The sequence below is a fragment of the Streptomyces sp. Edi4 genome (assembly GCF_040253615.1).
In the GTDB taxonomy this organism is placed as follows: domain Bacteria; phylum Actinomycetota; class Actinomycetes; order Streptomycetales; family Streptomycetaceae; genus Streptomyces.
Map to the genome: position 1 here is coordinate 5,046,308 of NZ_JBEJGY010000004.1, position 19,795 is coordinate 5,066,102.

Here is a 19,795-nt window from a genome sequence, read left to right on the forward strand (position 1 = left end):
AGCGGTGTGCCGGGCCGCCTCCACGAGGGCAGGTAGCGGCGGGCCGTTGGCCGAAGCCGGCGCGGGCGAAGATCAGAAATCGCAGAGGGGACGCATGTCGGAGGCGGAGCAGTCGCGGGAACCCCAACGGGACGAGCGACAGGAACCGGGGGCGTCGTCGGCGCCCGCAGAATCCGCCTCGGGCGAGGCGGGCACGAAGTCCGGGCGGCGCCCGGCCGGTGCGGGGGACGCGGTGGCGAAGCCGGATACGACGGACGCCGTGGCGAACTCCGGTGCGGGTGAGGCGTCCAATGTCGGGCGGGACGCGGCGGACCCGAAGGGCCGCGCTTCGGCCACGCCGTCAGGCGAGGACGCGGCGGGTGCCGCGCGGAATGCCGGCGGCGCGAAGGCCAAGTCGGCCTCCGCTTCCGGAGGCACCGAGCGCGCCGGTGTGTCCGATGTGTCCGGCCCGGCCAAAACCGAGCCGGGTGGGAAGCCGGCCAAGGGCATGGCGTCCCCGGCCACGGCCGCCGAGCCGGTCGCGCGGGGGGCCGGGGCCGGCCCCCAACTGCCCACCGACAACCGGGACGCCGAGCCGAACGCCGCCGTATCCGACGCGGGGCCGCGTTCCGCCGGCGCCAAGTCGGCGGGCACGCCGGGTTCCGCGGTCGCGAATCCCGACCGCGCCGCCGAGCCGGCCGACGCCACGTCGCGTTCCGCTGCCGCCAAGTCCGTTGCCGGGTCGGGCTCCGCCGGCGCGGAGGCCAACCGTGACTCCCAGTCCGCCGACGCCGAGCCCGGGCCGGCCGCTGCCAAGGCGGCGGCCAAGTCCGGCCCCGAGGCAGACGGCGTCGACCGTGGCGCCAAGCCGGGTGCCGCCAGGACGAGCGCTGCCGCCTCCGGCGCCACGCCCAGTGCTGCCGCCTCCGCTGCCAAGCCCAACCCTGTCGCTTCCGGCGCGAAGCCCGACCCGGTCGCCTCCGGCGCGAAGTCGGGCTCCGCCGGCGCCAAGCCGGGCTCCGCTGACGGCAAGTCCGGTGGTGCCGGTGCCGCTGGTTCCGGCGTTACGTCCCGGGTCGGGGCCGGTAGGGGTGGGGCAGCCGGTGCCGGGGAGGACGCGGTCGGTGGGGAAGGGCGGCTGCTCGCCGGGCGGTACCGGCTCGGTGGGGTGCTCGGACGCGGCGGGATGGGGACCGTCTGGCGGGCGGTGGACGAGACGCTGGGGCGGACCGTCGCCGTCAAGGAACTGCGCTTCCCCTCCAGCATCGACGAGGACGAGAAGCGCCGGCTCATCACGCGTACGCTGCGCGAGGCCAAGGCGATCGCCCGGATCCGCAACACCGCCGCCGTGACGGTCTACGACGTGGTGGACGAGGACGACCGCCCCTGGATCGTCATGGAGCTCGTCGAGGGCAAGTCGCTCGCCGAAGCGGTCCGCGAGGACGGCACGCTGACGCCCCGTCGGGCCGCCGAGGTGGGGCTCGCGATCCTCGACGTCCTGCGCTCGGCCCACCGCGAAGGCATCCTGCACCGCGACGTGAAGCCCTCCAACGTGCTGATCGCCGAGGACGGCCGGGTCGTCCTGACCGACTTCGGCATCGCCCAGGTGGAGGGCGACCCCTCCATCACCTCCACCGGCATGCTGGTCGGCGCGCCCTCGTACATCTCGCCCGAGCGGGCCCGTGGCCACAAGCCCGGCCCGGCCGCCGACCTCTGGTCGCTCGGCGGGCTGCTGTACGCGAGCGTCGAAGGCGTACCCCCGTACGACAAGGGCTCGGCGATCGCGACCCTGACGGCGGTCATGACCGAGCCGGTCGATCCGCCCAAGAACGCGGGGCCGCTCCTGGAGCAGGTCATCTATGGTCTGCTCGCCAAGGACCCGGCCCAGCGTCTCGACAACGCGGCCGCGCGCAAGCTGCTCACGGCGGTGCTCAACGCGCCGGACGGCCCCGAGCCCGGGCCCGAGCCGGTGTCGCCGGAGGCGACCCGGGTGGTCCCGTTGCCGCCGCTGCCGTCCGCGCCCAAGGGCGACGCGGCCGCCGAGCGGGTGCGCGGCGCGCTCAAGTCCGTACGGAACGCGGCGGCCGAGGCCAAGACGTCGGCCAAGGAGAAGGCGCAGGGCGCCCGGGCGCGTGACGTCCGGTCCAAGGCGGTGCCCGCCGGGCGGCCGAGGTCCGGGTCGCCTTCGGGGCCGGTCCCGCCGCCCCGTGCCTCGCTCACCGACGTCGTGCCGCGCCGCACCCTGGTGATCATCGCCGTGGTCGCGGCCCTGGCCGTGCTCGGCACGGTGCTGGCCATATCCCTGAGCGGGGGAGACGACACCTCCGGCAAGCCCAAGGGCGACAAGGCGTCCTCCAGCGGACCGGTGGCCGGTGCCTCACCGGCAAGCAGCAACAAGGGGTCGGGCGGCCAGAAGTCGTCGGGCGGGAGCACCCCGTCGGCCAAGGGTTCCGCGAACGGCCAGGTCGCCTCGGGCGGCCAGGGCGACGGCAAGGGCGACGACAGCACCGGTGACGGCACGGGCACCGGAACCAACGCCAGTGCCGGCACGGGTGACGACAGCAAAGGGAGCGGCGCGGGCGGCACGGGCGGCGTGGCCACCACGCCGTACAAGTCGGACCAGGGCTTCTCCATAGGGCTGCCCGCGGGGTGGGCGTACAAGTCGACCGACGACGCGGGCGCCCGGTTCACCGGGCCCGACGGGCAGCGCCTGCTGATCGGCTGGACCGACACCCCCAAGTCCAACCCGGTGGCGGACTGGATGAACCAGGAGTCGTCCATGACGAGGTCGGGCTACAAGCGGGTGAAGATAGCCGCGGTGGACTACCGGGGCTGGCCCGCCGCCGACTGGGAGTTCACCTATGACGACAGCGGCACCAAGTACCACACGGTGGACCGCGGATTCGTCGTGAGCACGAAGCAGGGCTACGGAATCATGTTCTCGGCCAAGGACGACGCCTGGTCGAAGCCGGAGACCCAGCAGACCCTGGCCGCGCTCTTCGCCACGTTCCAGCCCGCCTGACCCCGGCGATCCCCGGGTACCAGTGGCTCCCGGGGAAACGGGTATCCCCCGGACGTGACGCGGCGGGGCCACGTATCGTGAGAGCTCGCGGACGGTACGCAGCCGCAACAGGCCGGTAATCGACCGTAATTGACGGTTGCGGCGCGATTGAGAGCCGTGGCCCGGGGGAACAGCGCGCTGTGGGGAGGCGTCGTGGACGAGTACGCGGGCCGGGTACTGGCCGAGCGCTACCGCCTGCCCTCGCCCGCCGACGACGGCTTCGATCTGGTCGAGACACGCGCCTTTGACACCTACAGCGGCCAGCAGGTCCTGGTCCGGCAGGTCCCCTTGCCCGAGGTCGTCGACGCGGAAGTGCTGGACGGCGACGACGAGTACGGGTACGGGAATGGGTACGGCGCCGACGGACACGGACACGGACACGGCACCGCACACGGCGGCGGTTACGGCGGCGGTTACGGCGAGGCACCCGGCTATGGGCGCACCACCCGGCGGCCCCCCGAGCCCGCCGTGCGCCGGGCCATCGAAGCGGCGCAGGCGGCCGCGCAGATCCCCGACCACCCGCGTCTCGACCAGGTCTTCGACGTGTTCGCTCAGGACGGTTCGCTGTGGATCGTCAGTGAACTGATCGCCGCCCGCCCCCTGTCCGCGCTGCTCGCCGACCGCCCGCTGAACCCCTTTCGCGCCGCAGAGGTCGCCTCGGACGTGCTGACCGCGCTGCGGGTCCTGCACGCGCACGGCTGGACGCATCGCAACATCACGGCGCGTACGGTCCTGATATGCGACGACGGCCGGGTCGTGCTGACCGGGCTCGCGGTGGGCGCCGCGCAGGAGGCGCTGTGCGGATACGCCCCCGTGCCGCTGCCGCCGGACAGCGACGGGTTCGGCGGCACGCCGCCGCCCCCCGCCCCGGACGGGCCCAACGAACGCTCCGGGAACGCCACTTCGGCCCCGGAGCTCGGCCCCGTTCCCGGTCCTGACCCCGTCCCGCCCGGCGCCGCCCCGCGCCCGGGGGCGATCGCGGCGTACCGCGCGGGCGCGGGCGCCACCGCGCACACCGGCGCGGACCCCGCCCTCCCGGCCCCGCGTCAGAACCCTGGGCCCGAGCGGCACCCGGTCTCGCGCCAGAACCCTTGGCCCGAGCGGCACCCGGCCGCCGATCAGGCCACCCAAGGTCAGGATGGCCAGGGCGGGTCCGAGGGCAGCGGGGCCGGGGCCGGGCAGAGCATGTACGACCCCGTGCGGGGGGTGCGGGTGTCCGGCGGCGGCGCGAGTCCGTACGCCGACGAGGGCCCCGACTCCGGCCGTACCCGGCGCCAGTACGACCCCGTGACGGGCCGCTGGGTGGCGCGCCCCGCCGGGCGTCAGGCCGAGGGCCCCCGGCCGTCGCACCCCGGAGGTGCCGCAGGACCGGACGCCCCCCGCCGCCACACCGGTTCCGACGGACCCGAGACGTCGCGGGCCGCCGTCGCGCCCGCGCCAAGGACGCCCGCGCTGCCCCCGGGGTTCCGGGCCGACGCCTTCCGCGCCGACTCCCAGCGCACGCCGCACCCCGGCGCCCCGGCCCCCGCCCAGGAGCGCGCCTCCGCGACGCGGCGCCGCCCGGCCGCCGACGACCCCGGGCGCCCCCCGGCGGCCGGCCCCGAGGACGCCGAGCGCCGCATGGACGCGGCGCGCACCTCCCCTTCGGCGCCCCAGGACCCGGCGTCCGGGCCCTACCGCGGCCCCGCCAACCGGCTCGACGCCGAGCGGGCCCGGGGGACCCGGATGGCCGTCGTGGGGGCCGTCACCGAGCGGTGGGCGCCCGAGCAGGCCGGACCCATACACGAGAACTGGCGGCTCGCACCGCCGATCGGACCCGCCACCGACCTCTGGGCCCTGGGCGCCCTGCTGTTCCGCGCGGTGCAGGGTCACGCCCCCTACCCGGAGGACAGCGCGGCCGAACTCGTCCAGTTGGTGTGCGCGGAGCCGCCCGCGTTCGCGGAGGAGTGCGGTCCGCTGCGTCCGGTCGTGGAGTCGCTGCTGCGTCAGGACCCCACCGAGCGGCCCGAGTTCGAGGAGCTGCGCGGCTGGCTGCGTTCGCTCGTGCGGTCCGCGCCCGAGCCGGACGCGGGCGCCCGCATCCCCCCGCTGATCGTCCCGGACGCCAAGAAGCTCCCCGTGCTGCGCCGCCGGGGCGAACTGGTGCGCCGCAGAAGGAAACCCGCCGCGCCGGTGGCCGAACACGGCCGGCACCGGCACCGCCAGGCCGCGCCGCCCACCAGGAAACCTCGCTCGCTCGGCCGGCTGCTCCTGGTGCTCGTGCTGCTGCTGTTGGCCGCCGCGATCGCGTACGCGATGCTCTTCATGCCCCGGTCGGACTCCGCGCGGGACACCGCGGGCACCAACCCGCCGCGCACCAACGGGCAGCAGAGTCCCGATCCGTCGACGGACGGGCCCCGGACGCCGTCCGCCGGGAGCACGCCGCCGTCCCAGCAGACGCAGACGACGGGATCCGGCGGGCCGACGCCCTCCCCGGCCGCCGGTTACGTGGTACGCGACGACCCCGAGGGCTTCCGGGTCGGCGTCGACGCGAGCTGGCAGCGGCAGCCGATGAACGACGCGGGTCAAGTCCGTTATGTCGGGGGCGACTTCACCCTTGTCGTGGTTCCCGGCCGGGACTCCGTGCGGGACGGCGGTGCGGATCCGCTGGCCTACCAGGCGGACAAGGAGCGCGAACTCCAGCCCTTCCGGGACTCCAGCTGGTCCACCTCCACCGGGCTGCGGCGCATCGACGTGGGGCGGCAGTCCATGGCGGAGGGGCAGTTCACCTGGCAGGACAGCACCGGCCGGCAGGTGTACGTGCGCAACCTCGCGATGATCATCAATGGCCGGTATCACGTGGTCCAGGTCATCGGTCCCGAGTCGCAGCGCGACAAGGTGACCGAGATCTACGGACAGGCCACCCGCGCCTACCGGGCCACCCGCTGAGGCCCGCTGACACCCGGTCACGCTCCGCGCTCCCCGAAATCGCCCCGTCGGTACGGGATTCCTGCTGTGCGCGTTATGGGGTGAACCAGTGAAAGCCCTGGTCATCGTGGTGTGGCCGGTCCCGGGAAGTACGGTTGGGTGCCCCGAGGTTCCCTGGCTGGATTCCGCTCCGTAACCTGGCTCCGTAGGAAAGGTCTGGGCGGGCGGGGGACGTGGAAAACACTCACAGCACGAGCGGCTCGGGGGCGGGGCTGTTGCTGGCCGGGCGCTATCGGCTCGGGGACGCGATAGGGCGCGGCGGCATGGGCAAGGTCTGGCGCGCCCACGACGAGGTCCTGAACCGCACCGTGGCCGTCAAGGAACTGACCGCCGCCCTGTACGTCGCCGAGGCGGACCGTGCGGTCCTGCACGCCCGCACGCAGAAGGAGGCGCGCGCCGCCGCCCGCATCACGCATCCCGGCGTGGTCACCGTCCACGACGTGCTCGACCACGACAACCGGCCCTGGATCGTCATGCAGTACGTCGACGGGCCCTCGCTCGCCGACGCGGTCAAGGCCGCCGACGGCAGCCGCATCGAGGCACGCGAAGCCGCCCGCATCGGGCTGCACGTGCTGGGCGCCCTGCGCGCCGCGCACTCGGCGGGCGTCCTGCACCGGGACGTGAAGCCGGGCAACGTCCTGCTCGCCAGGGACGGCCGGGTGCTGCTCACCGACTTCGGGATCGCCGCCATCGAAGGCGACGTCACCATCACCAAGACCGGTGAACTCGTCGGCTCCATCGACTATCTGGCGCCCGAGCGGGTCCAGGGCGCGCACCCGGGTCCCGCCTCCGACCTGTGGTCGCTCGGCGCCACCCTGTACGCGGCGGTGCAGGGCGCCTCGCCGTTCCGCCGTGACTCGCCGATCTCCACCATGCAGGCCGTGGTGGAGGAGGAGCCCCCGGCGCCGGACCGCGCGGGGGCGCTGGGTCCCGTCATCGTCGCGCTGCTGCGCAAGGCGCCGGAGGAACGGCCCTCGGTCGAGGAGGCCGAGCGGATGTTCCTCGACGCGATGGAGGGACGCGCCTCCCTTGCCGCCCAGGCGCATGTGCCCACCGACCGGTTCTCGGCGGCAGAACTGCGCTCGGCCGCGAGCGCCGGGACCGGGTCCACCGTGGCGAACCCGGTCTTGAGGCCTGCCCCCAGCAGGCCGGCCCCCGAACCACCGGCCCCCGAGCGTCCGGTGGTGGAGCGTCCCGCGCCCGCTCCACGGCCCGCGCCGCGACGGCAGCGCTGGCGCACCGTCGCTCTCGTGGTCGCGCTGGCCGCGGTGGTCGGCGTGGGCACCGGGTTCGGGTATCTGAAGTACCAGGAGCACCAGGGCGGTTCGGGCACCGGGACCGGCACGGGCGCCTCCGGTTCCCCCGCGCCCTCCGCCTCCCCCGACGCGGGGCAGCCCTCCGGCAGTTCCGGCGACGGGTCGGTCCCGGCGGGCTGGCAGCGCGTCCAGGACAAGGCCGGCTTCAGCCTGCTCGTGCCCAAGGGCTGGAAGCGCCAGATGGACGGCGCCGAGATCGACTACACCCCGGACAACGGCAAGCACCGCATCCGGATCAGCGTCGACAAGGTGCCGGACTTCGAGAACCCGTACATGCACATGCTCAACATGGAGAAGTCGCTCAAGGACCGGCTGCCCCAGTACAAGCGGGTCACGCTGCACAGCAACAACTACCGCGACCAGGTGAAGTCGTCCCTGTGGGAGTTCACCTACACCGAGAAGCAGGACTTCCCCGGCAAGCGGCACGCCATCGATCAGATGTATTACGGGGACGGCGGCAAGCCCGAGTACGCCCTCTACATGTCGGGCCCCGATGAGGACTGGGCGACCACGCGCCAGCAGTTCGACACGGTGCTCCAGGGCTGGCAGCCCGGTTCGGGCACGGGCGGCTGACCGGGCCCGCCGTCACTCGTGGCGAACGCCGTCGCCGTCCGGCGGGGTGCGGCATGATGGGCTCTTCACGCGTGCGGGGAGATCGAGGGGGAACCCGGTGCCCACAGCAGAGCAGGATCCGCAGCAGCCCCGACACCGCCTGGACTCCCGCCTGATCGCGGGGCGTTACCGCCTGGGCGGTCGGCTCGGCCGGGGCGGGATGGGCACGGTCTGGCAGGCCCACGACGAACTGCTCGGCCGTCAGGTCGCCGTCAAGGAACTGCACCCCGAGGGCGGCGCCCCGGCCAGGGCCGCGCTGCGCGAGGCCCGCGCGGTCGCCCAGATCAAGCACCCCCATGTGATCGTCGTGCACGACGTGGTCGAGGACGGCGGCGTAAGCGGTGGTGTGGGCGGTCGCGGGTTCGGGGGCGTAAGCGATGGCGTGGGCGGTCGCGGGGCCGGGGGCTGGGACGACCGGTGGCGCGGCCGGGGTGAGGAGCCCCGTTCGTACATCGTGATGGAGCTCGTCGAGGGCGGCTCGCTCGCCGACCGGCTCGCCGCCAAGGGGCCCGTGGACGTGGACGAGGCCGCCCGCATCGGGATCGCGCTCCTGGGCGCGCTGGCCACGGCGCACGCCCGGGGTGTGCTCCATCGCGACCTCAAGCCCGCCAACGTCCTCATCGAGCAGGACGGCGGTCGTGTCGTGCTCACCGACTTCGGCATCGCGCAGGTGCCGGGCGCCTCCACGATCAGCGAGGAGGGCGCGTTCGTCGGCTCGCCCGAGTACACCGCGCCTGAGCGGATGCAGGGCGCGGGCGCGGGGCCCGAGTCGGACCTGTGGTCGCTCGGCGCGCTGCTGTGCGCGGCTCTGTCCGGCGAATCCCCCTTCCACCGCGACTCCCTGGGCGGGGTCCTGCACGCCGTCGTCCTGGACGAGATCAGGCCGCCCGAGGCCGCGGGCCCGCTGCTTCCCGTCGTGCGCGGCCTCCTGGAGCGGGACCCGGGGCACCGCCTGGGCGCGGCCGACGCGGAATCGCTGCTGCGCGCCTTCACGGCGACGGGCATGATGCCCCGGCCCCGCCCGGCGCCGGCGGACCGCGTCCCGCCGCCCCAGGACGAGTACGGGTCACGGGCCGATGGCGCCCCGGCCGACGTCCCGGACCCGGCCCACCCCGCGCCCGAGGGCGAGCGTCCTCCCAGCGCGACCGGGGTCCCGGGCGGAGCCCCGGACGCCGCCGCGCCCGCGACCTCAGCGACCCCGGCGACCCCCGTCGCGCGGACGGCCACCGCCGCCCGGCCGTGGCGGACACGAAGCCTGCTCGCGGCGGGCGCGGTCGTGATCGTGCTGGCCGGAGCGGGCGCGGCCGTCGCGGTGTTCGCGCTCGACGGCCTCGGCCCGGGCCACGTCGGCGCGCGGTCCGCGTCGAGCGCGGCCGCCGAAGTCGGCGCCCCCGAGCCCGGCGCGGCCGCGCCCCGCCGGCCGCCCCCGCCGCCCCCGCCGCCCCCACCACCCCCACCGCTCCCGCGCACCGCCGCGCTGCCCCCGGTGCCCGACGGTTTCCAGTTCGTACGCGACCCCAACGGCTTCGGCATCGCCGTGCCCGACGGCTACGTACGCACCACCGACGCGCAGCGCGTCTTCTACAGCTCGCCGGACGGCGCCATCCGCGTCGGCATCAGGACGCAGAACACGGTGGCCGGCGGCCCGCTCGGGGTGTTGCGGCAGGAGGCCGCCAACGGGTCCGCCAGCAACCCCGGTTACCGCGACGGCAAGGTCACCGCGACCACCCACCGGGGACATGACGCGGCGCTGTGGGAGTTCACCTGGAACGGCTTCACCAAGGCCGAGGGCGCCCGGCACACCTACGACCTGTGCTGGGAAGCCCAGGGGCAGTTGCGCGACGTGTGGGTATCGGCGCCCGTGGGCCGGCTCGACGAGGCCAAGCGGGACTTCGACACCGCGCTCGACTCCTTCGTGCCGCGCCTCTGAGTCCGCGCCGGCCGCTCGTGTCACGGGTGTGCATCCGCACACGGCCCGGCGTGGCACCGGGTTCCGCCGTTCGTCAGGATGTGCTCATGACGAACGATGGAGGCTGGGCGAACGAGCCCACCAGCTACGGCCTGCGACCCCCGTCGGCCCCCGCGATCCCGCGACAGGAGCCGGCCCCCGCCGCCCCCGCGGCCTACGAGCCGACGCGGCAGCACACGGTGGAGGACGGCGCGGGGCGGCTGCTCGGCGGCCGCTACCGGCTCCTCGGCCGGCTCGGGCACGGCGGCATGGGCACGGTCTGGCGGGCCCGCGACGAAGTGGTGGACCGCGAGGTGGCCGTCAAGGAGCCCCGCGTTCCCGACCACTTGGGGGAGCGCGAGCGCACCACCGTCCATCTGCGCATGCAACGCGAGGCCCGCGCCGCCGCCCGCATCGGCCACCCCTCGGTGGTCACCGTGCACGATGTCGTCCTTGAGGACGGCAGACCCTGGATCGTGATGGAGCTGGTGCACGGCCACTCGCTCGCCGACCGGCTCCAGGAAGGCACCCTCGATGTGCGCGAGGCGGCCAGGATCGGGCTCGCGGTGCTCGACGCGCTCGTGGCGGCGCACGCTGCGGGCGTGCTGCACCGGGACGTCAAGCCGGACAACGTGCTGCTCGGGGGCGGCGACCGCGTCGTGCTCAGCGACTTCGGCATCGCCCAAGTGGAGGGCGAGCAGGGTCTGACCGAGACCGGCGGCTTCGTCGGCTCGCCCGAATTCATCGCCCCGGAGCGGGTGTTGGGCCAGCGCCCCGGCCCCGCATCCGACCTCTGGTCGCTCGGTGTCGTCCTGTACGCGGCGGTCGAGGGCGTGTCGCCCTACCGGCGCAGCAACACCCCGGCCACCCTCCAGGCCGTGCTCTCCGCAGAACCGCCGACGCCCACGCGCGGCTCCGGCGCGTTCGCCGCCCTGGTCACGCGGCTGCTGCGCAAGGACCCGGGCGCGCGGCCGGGAGCCGAGGAGATCCGGGCCGCCCTTGAGGCGGTGGCCTCCCCCGAACCGGCACCGGCCACCCGGGCCCACCCGCAGGCCGACGCGGGCGCGGGCGCGCCGGTGGGCGCGAACCGCTGGGTGCCACCGGTCCTCGTGGGCAACCGCAGGGCCCAGTACGGCCTCGGCGGCGTGCTCGTGGCGCTGGCCGCCGTGCTCGCGCTGCTCGTCGGTGACCCGTTCGGCGGCGGCGGGCTGCCCGCGGGCTGGCAGGTCAGGCCCGAGAACGAGGTGCTGGGGGCGGACGTGGCCGTTCCCGACGACTACGCGCGTACTCAGGGCAGCATGAACGACAGCGTCACCTACGACGACCCGAGCGCCGTATTCACGATCTACGCCGACCGGCTCGATCCGGCCAAGGACACCGCAGGTGCCAACCACCCCACGCTGCCCGCCGACCCCGCCGCGTGGAAGGCGTACTACGAGAAGGGCGGCAAGGACGGCACGGAGTTCCGGGACGGCAAGGTGACCACCACGACCGTCACGCACCAGGGCAAGAAGGCGTACGACCTCGTCACCGACTACACCCCGCTCACCGCGTCCTCCTCCCCCCGTCCGACCCGCTACCGCTACCACGAACTCCTGGTGCCGGGAAAGGGCACCGCTTACTGGCGGCTGCGGGTCGCGACGCCGGCGGCGGGCAGGGCGGCGGTGGACGGCGAGAAGCTGTTCACCGAGGTCTCGGACGGTTTCAAGATCCACGATCTCTGAGTACGAGCGGAGTACGAGCGGCCCCGATCCGGCCGTAACCCGCTGATCAGCACTTATGCGGCCAGTGTTCACTGGCGTGGTTGGCGGGACCGGAAAAGCCGTTACCGACGGGTACCGAAAGTCCCAGCCCCGGCATACGCTCGGCCCATGACGGACTCGCAGGCTTCGCCCACGACCACCCGCACACGCGTCGGCACCAACCCGGCCGCCCCCGCCCCAGCGGGCGCCCGCACCGCGGCCGACGTGGTCACGAGCCGGCTGGTCGCCCAGCTCACCCGAGGCGTGGTCGGCTCGGGGCGGACCGCCAACCACACCCCGTTCAGCGGCGAGAAGCTGGCCGACCTGCCCGAGTCCACCCCCGACGACGTCGCCGAGGCGTTCGCGCGCGCCCGCGCCGCGCAGCGCGCCTGGGCCGCGGTGCCGGTCCGCGTCCGCGCCGCCGTGCTGCTGCGCTTCCACGATCTGGTCCTGGCCCGCCAGGGCGAAGTGCTCGACCTGATCCAGCTGGAGACGGGCAAGGCGCGCCTGCACGCGCACGAGGAGGTGCAGGCGGTCGCCGTGGCCGCCCGCCACTACGGACGCAAGGCGCCGGCCTACCTCAAGCCCCGGCGGCACACGGGCGTGGTGCCCACCTTGACCAAGGTGACCGAGTTGCGCCAGCCGCGCGGGGTCATCGGGCAGATAGCCCCCTGGAACTACCCCCTGGAACTCTCGGTGGGCGACGCGCTGCCCGCGTTCGTCGCCGGCAACGCCGTCGTGATGAAGCCCGACACCGAGACGGCGCTGACCGCGCTGTGGGCGCGCGACCTGCTCATCGAGGCGGGGCTTCCGCCCGAGGTGTTCCAGGTCGTCATCGGCGACGGTCCGGTCGTCGGCCCCGAGGTGGTCAAGCACGCCGACTACGTCTCCTTCACCGGCTCGACCCGCACCGGACGCGAGGTCGCCCAGGGGGCCGCCGCGCGTCTGGTGGGCGTCTCCCTGGAGCTCGGCGGCAAGAACGCGATGCTGGTGCTGCGCGACGCCGACGTGGAGAAGGCGGCCGCTGGCGCGGTCCGCGCGTGCTTCTCCTCCGCGGGCCAGCTCTGCATTTCGATCGAGCGACTGTACGTTCACGAATCGATCGCCGACGCCTTCCTCGATCGTTTCGCCGCACGTACGAAGGCGATGCGGCTCGGCCGCTCCCTCGCGTACGGGGCGGACATGGGCTCCCTGGTGGGCGAGCGCCAGCTGGAGACCGTCACCCGGCACGTCGAGGAGGCCGTCGCCAAGGGCGCCAGGCTCATCGCGGGCGGCGTCGCCCGGCCCGACATCGGCCCGCTCTTCTACGAACCCACCATCCTGGACGGCGTCGAGGCCCCGATGGCGGTGTGCACCGAGGAGACCTTCGGTCCGGTCGTCTCCGTCTACCGCTTCCAGGACGAGGACGACGTCATCGACCGGGCCAACGGCACACCGTACGGCCTCAACTCCTCGGTGTGGACCAGGGATTCACGCCGTGGCCACGAGGTCGCCGCGAAGCTCAGCACCGGCACCGTCAACATCAACGAGGGGTACGCCCCGGCGTACGGCAGCGTGCAGTCCCCGATGGGCGGCATGAAGGACTCCGGTCTCGGCCGCCGCCACGGCTCCGAGGGCATCCTCAAGTACACCGAGGCCCAGACCGTCGCCCAGCAACGCGTCATCCCGCTCGCCCCCGCCTTCGGCATGGACGACGAGAAGTACGCCGCGTTCATGACCCGCAGTCTCAGGGCGATGAAGGCCCTGCGCCTGCGCTAGCCGGGACCGCCCGGCGAAATACTCGGGCGAGCCCCCTTGCCGAAGGCGTCCGCCCCTCACCGACCGATCCGCCCGTGTACGAGGAGAGCCATGTCCCAGGTACCCCCAGCGCAGAACCCGGACGAGGCCGGCGAGGACGACGGGTACGACTACGACGTCCTCGTGATCGGCTCGGGTTTCGGCGGTTCGGTGACGGCGCTGCGGCTCACCGAGAAGGGCTACCGCGTCGGGGTTCTGGAGGCGGGCCGCCGCTTCACCGCGGCGACGCTGCCCAAGAACTCCTGGGACGTCAAGAACTACCTGTGGGCCCCGAGGCTCGGCCTGTACGGCATCCAGCGCATCCACCTGCTGGGCAACGTGATGGTGCTCGGCGGCGCGGGTGTCGGCGGCGGCTCCCTCAACTACGCCAACACCCTCTATGTGCCGCCTCGGCAGTTCTTCGACGATCCCCAGTGGAAGGACATCACCGACTGGCAGGACGAGCTCGCGCCCTTCTACGACCAGGCGCGGCGGATGCTGGGGGTGCGGCTCAACCCGACGATGACCCCCTCCGACGTCCACCTCAAGGCCGCCGCCCAGCGCATGGGGGTCGGCGACACCTTCCACATGGCGCCCGTGGGGGTCTTCTTCGGCGACGGCCAGGACGGTGACGGCACGGCGAAGGCCGCTCCCGGCACGGCGGTCGATGACCCCTACTTCGGCGGCGCGGGCCCGGCGCGCAAGGCGTGCGTCGAGTGCGGCGAGTGCATGACCGGCTGCCGGCACGGCGCGAAGAACACCCTCAACGAGAACTACCTCTACCTCGCCGAGAAGGCCGGCGCGGCCGTCCACCCCATGACGACCGTCGTCTCGGTGACCGGCGACTCGCGCGGCGGCCACGCCGTCGCGACGCTGCCCACCGACCGCAAGGACGCCCCGGGCCGCCTCTTCACCGCCCGCCATGTCGTCATCGCGGCCGGCACCTACGGCACCCAGACCCTGCTGCACCGCATGAAGGCCGGCGGTCAACTCCCATACATATCGAAGCGGTTGGGCGAGCTGACCCGGACCAACTCCGAGGCGCTTGTCGGCGCGCAGACCACGAGCCGGCGCTACCGCAAACGGCACGGCGTGCCCAGGGTCGACTTCACCCGGGGCGTCGCCATCACCTCCTCGATCCACCCGGACGAGAACACCCACATCGAGCCCGTGCGCTACGGCAAGGGCTCGAACGCGATGGGCAGCATGTCGATCCTCCAGGTGCCCTACGGCGTCAACCGGGTACGCAACTGGCTGGGCAACGCGGCCAAACACCCCCTGCTTCTGGCTCGTTCGCTCAGCAACCACCACTGGTCCGAGCGAACGATCATCGGCCTGGTCATGCAGTCACTCGACAATTCGCTCACCACCCACCTCAAGCGGGACGGTGTCGGCAAGGGCCTGCTGACCGCGGAGCAGGGCCACGGCGCGCCCAACCCCAAGCAGATCAGGGCGGCCGCGCAGGGAGCCGCGGCGATCGCCGCCGAAATCAACGGATTCGCGGGGTCGAACATCGGTGAGCTCATGGGCACCCCGCTCACCGCGCACTTCCTGGGCGGCTGCCCGATCGGCGACTCGGCCGGGACCGGCGTGATCGATCCCTACCACCGGCTGTACGGGCATCCCGGCATCTCGGTCGTCGACGGCGCGGCCGTCTCGGCCAACCTCGGTGTGAACCCGTCCCTGACGATCACAGCGCAGGCCGAGCGCGCCATGTCGCTGTGGCCCAACAAGGGCGACGCGGACCCCCGCCCCGCCCAGGGCGCCGCCTACGTCCGCCTCGCCCCCGTGGAGCCGAGGTCCCCGGTGGTCCCGAAGGAGGCGTTCGGCGCGTTGAAGCTGCCGTTCCTCGGGATGCCCGCCGTCCCGCCGAAGAACGCCGGGCGTGCGCAGGAGCCGACACCGTAGCGGGACCGGACACGACAAGAGGCGCTGCACCCCCCTCCGAGTGCAGCGCCTCTCGCGTACGCGGAGACCTGGTGGAGCCCCGCAGGCGTGAACAGAACACGGGCGAGGCTGTTGGTTCCGACTGCATGACCCGTGACAGACGTGAATGGTTGTCCACTCTTCACGGAATCCTTATGTGATCCACGCCACTTCGCCCCGGGGGCAACCCTCGCCCGGCTCCGCCCGTCGAACGGCTGCCGCGGCCGTTCGCGCCGCCCGTGACATGCCGAAGAGGGACACAGTGAGCGAGAAGCAGCCGCCGTCGAGAGGGGCCTCGGGGGGCGAGGTGCCGGATGAGGTGTGGGAGCGGTTCATTCGCGACAGCGAGCTGGACATCAAGGCGTCCGCCGCGCCCAAGGAGCCCTCGGCACGCGCCCGCCTGGCGGCCGGACGACTGCGTGAGCAGCGCGAGGCGGGGAAGGCCGGGGGCCGGGGCAGCCAGGACAAGCGGCGCCCGGCCGAGCCGACGGGCTGGCGGACCGGGCCGGCCTGGCAGGAAATGAACGGGCGGGCGGCGCGCAAGCGCAGAGCCGCGGGCGTGATCGGCATCCTCCTCGCCGTGGGCCTCCTGCTGGTCGCGCTCGACCCCGGCCGCGCCCTGTCCCTGCTGACCGGGAAGGACAGCACCGGCGACACGGCCACGACCCCGCTCCCGGCGGAGACCGCGGCCCCCACCGGCGCCCCGCCGTCCTTCGATCCGGACCGCCCCACCCTGAAGGAACCGTTCCGCGGCTCCCCGGCGATCCAGTACGCGGACGGCGCGGCCGGCATCGAGGTGCCCGAGGTCACCGCCGTGGGAGGCCTGCCCAAGGAGCGGATCGCGGCGGCGTTCGCCGATGCGCGCGCCCTGCTCATCGACACCAACCTCAACCCGGCGACCCTGCGCGGCGAGCGCCCCGAGGCCGCCCTCGGCCTGATCGATCCGTTGGAGAAGCAGACGGTCGACCACCTGACCACGAGCCTGGACCGGCCCGACAAGGACCACGATCCGCTCACCTTCGTCACGCGGTTCGATCCGAAGGAGGTCGCGCTCGTGGGGAACGTGGTCAAGACCCGCGGCCGGATGACGCTCGACGCGCGGCCCGGGGGCGGCGCCGTCGTGCACGCCGACTACACCTTCGTCTACCCGCTGGTGAAGGCGGCGCCCGGCTCGACCGACGTGGCCCGCACGATCGTGCGCCGCACCCTCGACGTCAAGGTCCTGGACCCCACCGTGACGAAGTCCACCAAGGGCAAGCTCTGGATCGGCGAACACCAGGTGGACATCGCCAACACGGCCTGCGGTGTCAGCGACGGCTACGCGCACCCACAGTTCGAGGGCACGCCGAGGACGGGGGCCGAACCGAGCGGGCCCGCCGTCGATCCGTACAACCGCAGCGGGCCGCTCTCCCGGGGAGCGGATGAGTGCGGCGTCCTCAGCCGCACCTGAGCGTGGCAGCGGCCGGGTGCGGGCCGTCTGTCGTGGCGAACGGTGAGGGGAGGGGCCGCGTCCGGCGCCCGCTTCGATCCGGATGCGGCCGGCCCCGGGCGTCCCCGGGAACCGACCGCTGTTGGGTGTGACCGGGCTGCTGTCCCCTGCCGTCCGGTCACGCACACTGGGGCGAGGTCCCACGACGTACTTGCAGATACGTCACACGCCCCAGCGGAGCCACGCGTGGATTTCTTCGGCCCGCCCCTGGCTGGCACGGACACCCCACCAACGAAGCCGGGCGGCGGACGGTCACGGCGCCGTACGGGTGAGGAGTGCCCGAACTCAGATACGGCCCCGGCACAGTTCCAGCATCGTCATCGCAAGCGCGGTGCCGGGCCGGCCCAGGGCGTCGCGGAAGTGGGCAAGGACCTCCATCTCGCGGTTGAGGCTGACCCGGCGCCCGCCGGAGGCGATACGGGACTCCTGGATGACGGCCGAGACCGCCATGCGTTCCTGGATGAGACCGATGATGCGGTCGTCGAGCGCGTCGATGCGCTCGCGCGCGCCGGTGATCAGCGCGGCGGCCTCGTCGGTGCGGGCGCCGGTCTTCTCGGTGACGGTGACGGTGACGGGGGTCGCGGAGGTCGTGGTGGTCGCGGTGGCGGCGGTCGTGGGCATGGGGGCTCCTCGGGGAATGCGGGGCCCCGCGGCCGGCAAGGACCGGACACCGCAGAGCGCCCCGGGCCTTGTCGGCCCGGGGCGCTCTGGGAAGTGTGTGTCAGTCGCTCATGCGGCGAGACCGACGAACCCATGGCGCCCGGCGGGCCGGGTGCCATAGGTAAAGACGAAGGTCTGGTGCTCGCGCATGGGGCCCAGTATGGACCGACGCCACGAGCGCGGGCCAACCAGGGTTCGGATGGTGAGACGAACCGGCCGTCGCCGGCCCCGGTAGAATTGACAAATACCGACCCCCTCCCCACTGCCGGAAGGCCGCCACCCGTGCCAGCAGCACCCTCCGCAGCCGCGCCCGACAGCAACCCGGACGTCGTCCTGGTTGTCGACTTCGGCGCGCAGTACGCCCAGCTCATCGCCCGCCGCGTCCGCGAGGCCCGGGTCTACAGCGAGATCGTCCCGAGCTCCATGCCCGTGGCCGAGATGCTGGCGAAGAACCCGAAGGCGATCATCCTCTCCGGCGGTCCGTCCTCCGTGTACGCCGAGGGCGCCCCGCGTCTGGACCGCTCGCTCTTCGAGGCCGGGGTGCCGGTGTTCGGCATGTGCTACGGCTTCCAGCTGATGGCGACGACGCTCGGCGGCACGGTCGACGACAACGGCGCCCGCGAGTACGGCCGCACCGCGCTGACCGTCACCAGGCCCTCCTCCACCCTCTTCGAGGGCACCCCGGACCAGCAGTCGGTGTGGATGTCGCACGGCGACGCCTGCTCGGCGGCGCCCGAGGGCTTCACCGTGACGGCCTCCACCGACGTCGTGCCGGTCGCGGCCTTCGAGAACGACGAGAAGAAGCTGTACGCGGTCCAGTACCACCCCGAGGTGCTGCACTCCACGCACGGCCAGCAGATCCTGGAGCACTTCCTCTACCGCGGCGCGGGCATCGAGCCGACCTGGACGACGCACAACGTCGTCGAGGAGCAGGTCGCCCTCATCCGCGAGCAGGTCGGCGACAAGCGCGCGATCTGCGGCCTGTCCGGCGGTGTGGACTCCGCGGTCGCCGCTGCCCTCGTGCAGAAGGCCATCGGTTCGCAGCTGACCTGTGTGTACGTGGACCACGGTCTGATGCGCAAGGGCGAGACCGAGCAGGTCGAGAAGGACTTCGTGGCCGCCACCGGCGCCAACCTGAAGGTCGTCGACGCGCAGGAGCGGTTCCTGAACGCGCTTGCCGGAGTCTGTGACCCCGAGGAGAAGCGCAAGATCATCGGCCGCGAGTTCATCCGCGTCTTCGAGCAGGCGCAGCTCGAGATCCTCCAGGAGGACGGCCCCGAGGTCGCCTTCCTGGTGCAGGGCACGCTCTACCCGGACGTCGTGGAGTCCGGCGGCGGCACCGGCACCGCGAACATCAAGTCGCACCACAACGTGGGCGGCCTGCCCGACGACATCGAGTTCGAACTCGTCGAGCCGCTGCGCAAGCTCTTCAAGGACGAGGTCCGCATGGTGGGCCAGGAGCTCGGCCTGCCGGACGAGATCGTCCAGCGCCAGCCGTTCCCGGGCCCCGGCCTGGGTATCCGCATCGTCGGCGAGGTCACCAAGGACCGCCTGGACCTGCTGCGCGAGGCCGACGCGATCGCCCGCGAGGAGCTGTCGGCGGCCGGTCTCGACCGCGAGATCTGGCAGTGCCCGGTCGTGCTGCTCGCCGATGTGCGCTCGGTCGGCGTCCAGGGCGACGGCCGCACCTACGGCCACCCCATCGTGCTGCGCCCGGTCTCCTCCGAGGACGCGATGACGGCGGACTGGACGCGGATGCCGTACGACGTCCTGGCGAAGATCTCCACCCGCATCACCAACGAGGTGGCCGAGGTCAACCGGGTGGTCCTGGACGTGACCAGCAAGCCCCCGGGCACCATCGAGTGGGAGTAACCCCACCCCGCTCAGCCGACGGCGCCGCCCACTTCCGGGCCGGCGCCGTTGCCGTACGCGCACATCCCACCTCAGTGCGCCTTCAAATGCTCCCGCGCCGCCGCGACGAACTCCCCGCGGAGCCGGGTGAACTCCTCCCACACCCCCACCGGCTCCGCCTCCGCCTCATGCATCGCCCGGATCGCCGCGACCAGCGCCGAGGCCTCCGGCGCCGCGCCGACCGCCTCCAGGTCGATCATGTTGAAGGCGGCCTGCGTCGTGGAGAAAGCCGCGTCCGTCGCGGCCAGCGCCTGCTGGCGGTCCTCGTACTCCCCGCGCCAGCGCCGCCACGACACCCGGGCCTCCATGTCCGTCGCGGTCAAGAACGCGGCGTACGTCTCCCGGTGCGCCAGATAGACCGCCGTCCAGTCCTGCGCCACGTAGGTGCCCTCCCCCTCGCCCGATCCG

General features: G+C 73.3%; 11 protein-coding genes. 9 read left to right on the forward strand and 2 right to left on the reverse strand.

Translation table 11 applies throughout. The features are described 5' to 3' along the window. The first annotated feature begins 94 nt into the window (after window positions 1-94). The 8 genes from ABR738_RS37775 (at window position 95) to ABR738_RS25085 (ending at window position 16,777) form a co-directional block, all read left to right on the forward strand. On the forward strand, window positions 95-3,001 hold the full coding sequence (locus ABR738_RS37775) for a serine/threonine-protein kinase (RefSeq protein ID WP_502964132.1): 2,907 nt from the start codon (window positions 95-97) through the stop codon (window positions 2,999-3,001). 192 nt (window positions 3,002-3,193) lie between these two features. Then, window positions 3,194-5,968: a serine/threonine kinase C-terminal domain-containing protein gene (locus tag ABR738_RS25055; RefSeq protein WP_350232198.1), complete on the forward strand. Its 2,775-nt coding sequence runs from the start codon at window positions 3,194-3,196 to the stop codon at window positions 5,966-5,968. A 254-nt stretch (window positions 5,969-6,222) separates the two neighbouring features. Continuing rightward, complete coding sequence (locus ABR738_RS25060; RefSeq protein ID WP_502964240.1) at window positions 6,223-7,896, forward strand: serine/threonine-protein kinase; 1,674 nt, start codon at window positions 6,223-6,225, stop codon at window positions 7,894-7,896. A gap of 97 nt (window positions 7,897-7,993) precedes the next feature. Beyond that, on the forward strand, window positions 7,994-9,865 hold the full coding sequence (locus tag ABR738_RS25065; RefSeq protein WP_350232201.1) for a serine/threonine-protein kinase: 1,872 nt from the start codon (window positions 7,994-7,996) through the stop codon (window positions 9,863-9,865). Between the two features lie 86 nt (window positions 9,866-9,951). Continuing rightward, on the forward strand, window positions 9,952-11,607 hold the full coding sequence (locus tag ABR738_RS25070; RefSeq protein WP_350232202.1) for a serine/threonine-protein kinase: 1,656 nt from the start codon (window positions 9,952-9,954) through the stop codon (window positions 11,605-11,607). Window positions 11,608-11,754: 147 nt separating this feature from the next. After that, entirely contained in the window at window positions 11,755-13,383 is a 1,629-nt protein-coding gene (locus tag ABR738_RS25075; protein ID WP_350232203.1) for a succinic semialdehyde dehydrogenase, read from the forward strand. 90 nt (window positions 13,384-13,473) lie between these two features. Continuing rightward, window positions 13,474-15,309 carry a GMC oxidoreductase gene (locus ABR738_RS25080; protein WP_350232204.1) on the forward strand — a complete coding sequence of 612 codons (1,836 nt, stop codon included), beginning with the start codon at window positions 13,474-13,476 and terminating at the stop codon, window positions 15,307-15,309. 280 nt (window positions 15,310-15,589) lie between these two features. Then, on the forward strand, window positions 15,590-16,777 hold the full coding sequence (locus ABR738_RS25085; RefSeq protein WP_350232205.1) for a hypothetical protein: 1,188 nt from the start codon (window positions 15,590-15,592) through the stop codon (window positions 16,775-16,777). 324 nt (window positions 16,778-17,101) lie between these two features. Here ABR738_RS25085 and ABR738_RS25090 read toward each other — a convergent pair whose 3' ends face one another. Beyond that, complete coding sequence (locus tag ABR738_RS25090) at window positions 17,102-17,437, reverse strand: chorismate mutase (RefSeq protein WP_350232206.1); 336 nt, start codon at window positions 17,435-17,437, stop codon at window positions 17,102-17,104. A gap of 321 nt (window positions 17,438-17,758) precedes the next feature. Between ABR738_RS25090 and guaA the strand changes: the two genes are divergently transcribed. Continuing rightward, window positions 17,759-19,348, forward strand: a complete 1,590-nt coding sequence (gene guaA, locus ABR738_RS25095) for a glutamine-hydrolyzing GMP synthase (protein WP_350232207.1) — start codon at window positions 17,759-17,761, stop codon at window positions 19,346-19,348. A gap of 71 nt (window positions 19,349-19,419) precedes the next feature. Here the strand turns inward: guaA and ABR738_RS25100 are convergent, their stop codons facing one another. After that, window positions 19,420-19,767, reverse strand: a complete 348-nt coding sequence (locus tag ABR738_RS25100) for a hypothetical protein (RefSeq protein ID WP_350232208.1) — start codon at window positions 19,765-19,767, stop codon at window positions 19,420-19,422. Window positions 19,768-19,795 lie beyond the last annotated feature (28 nt).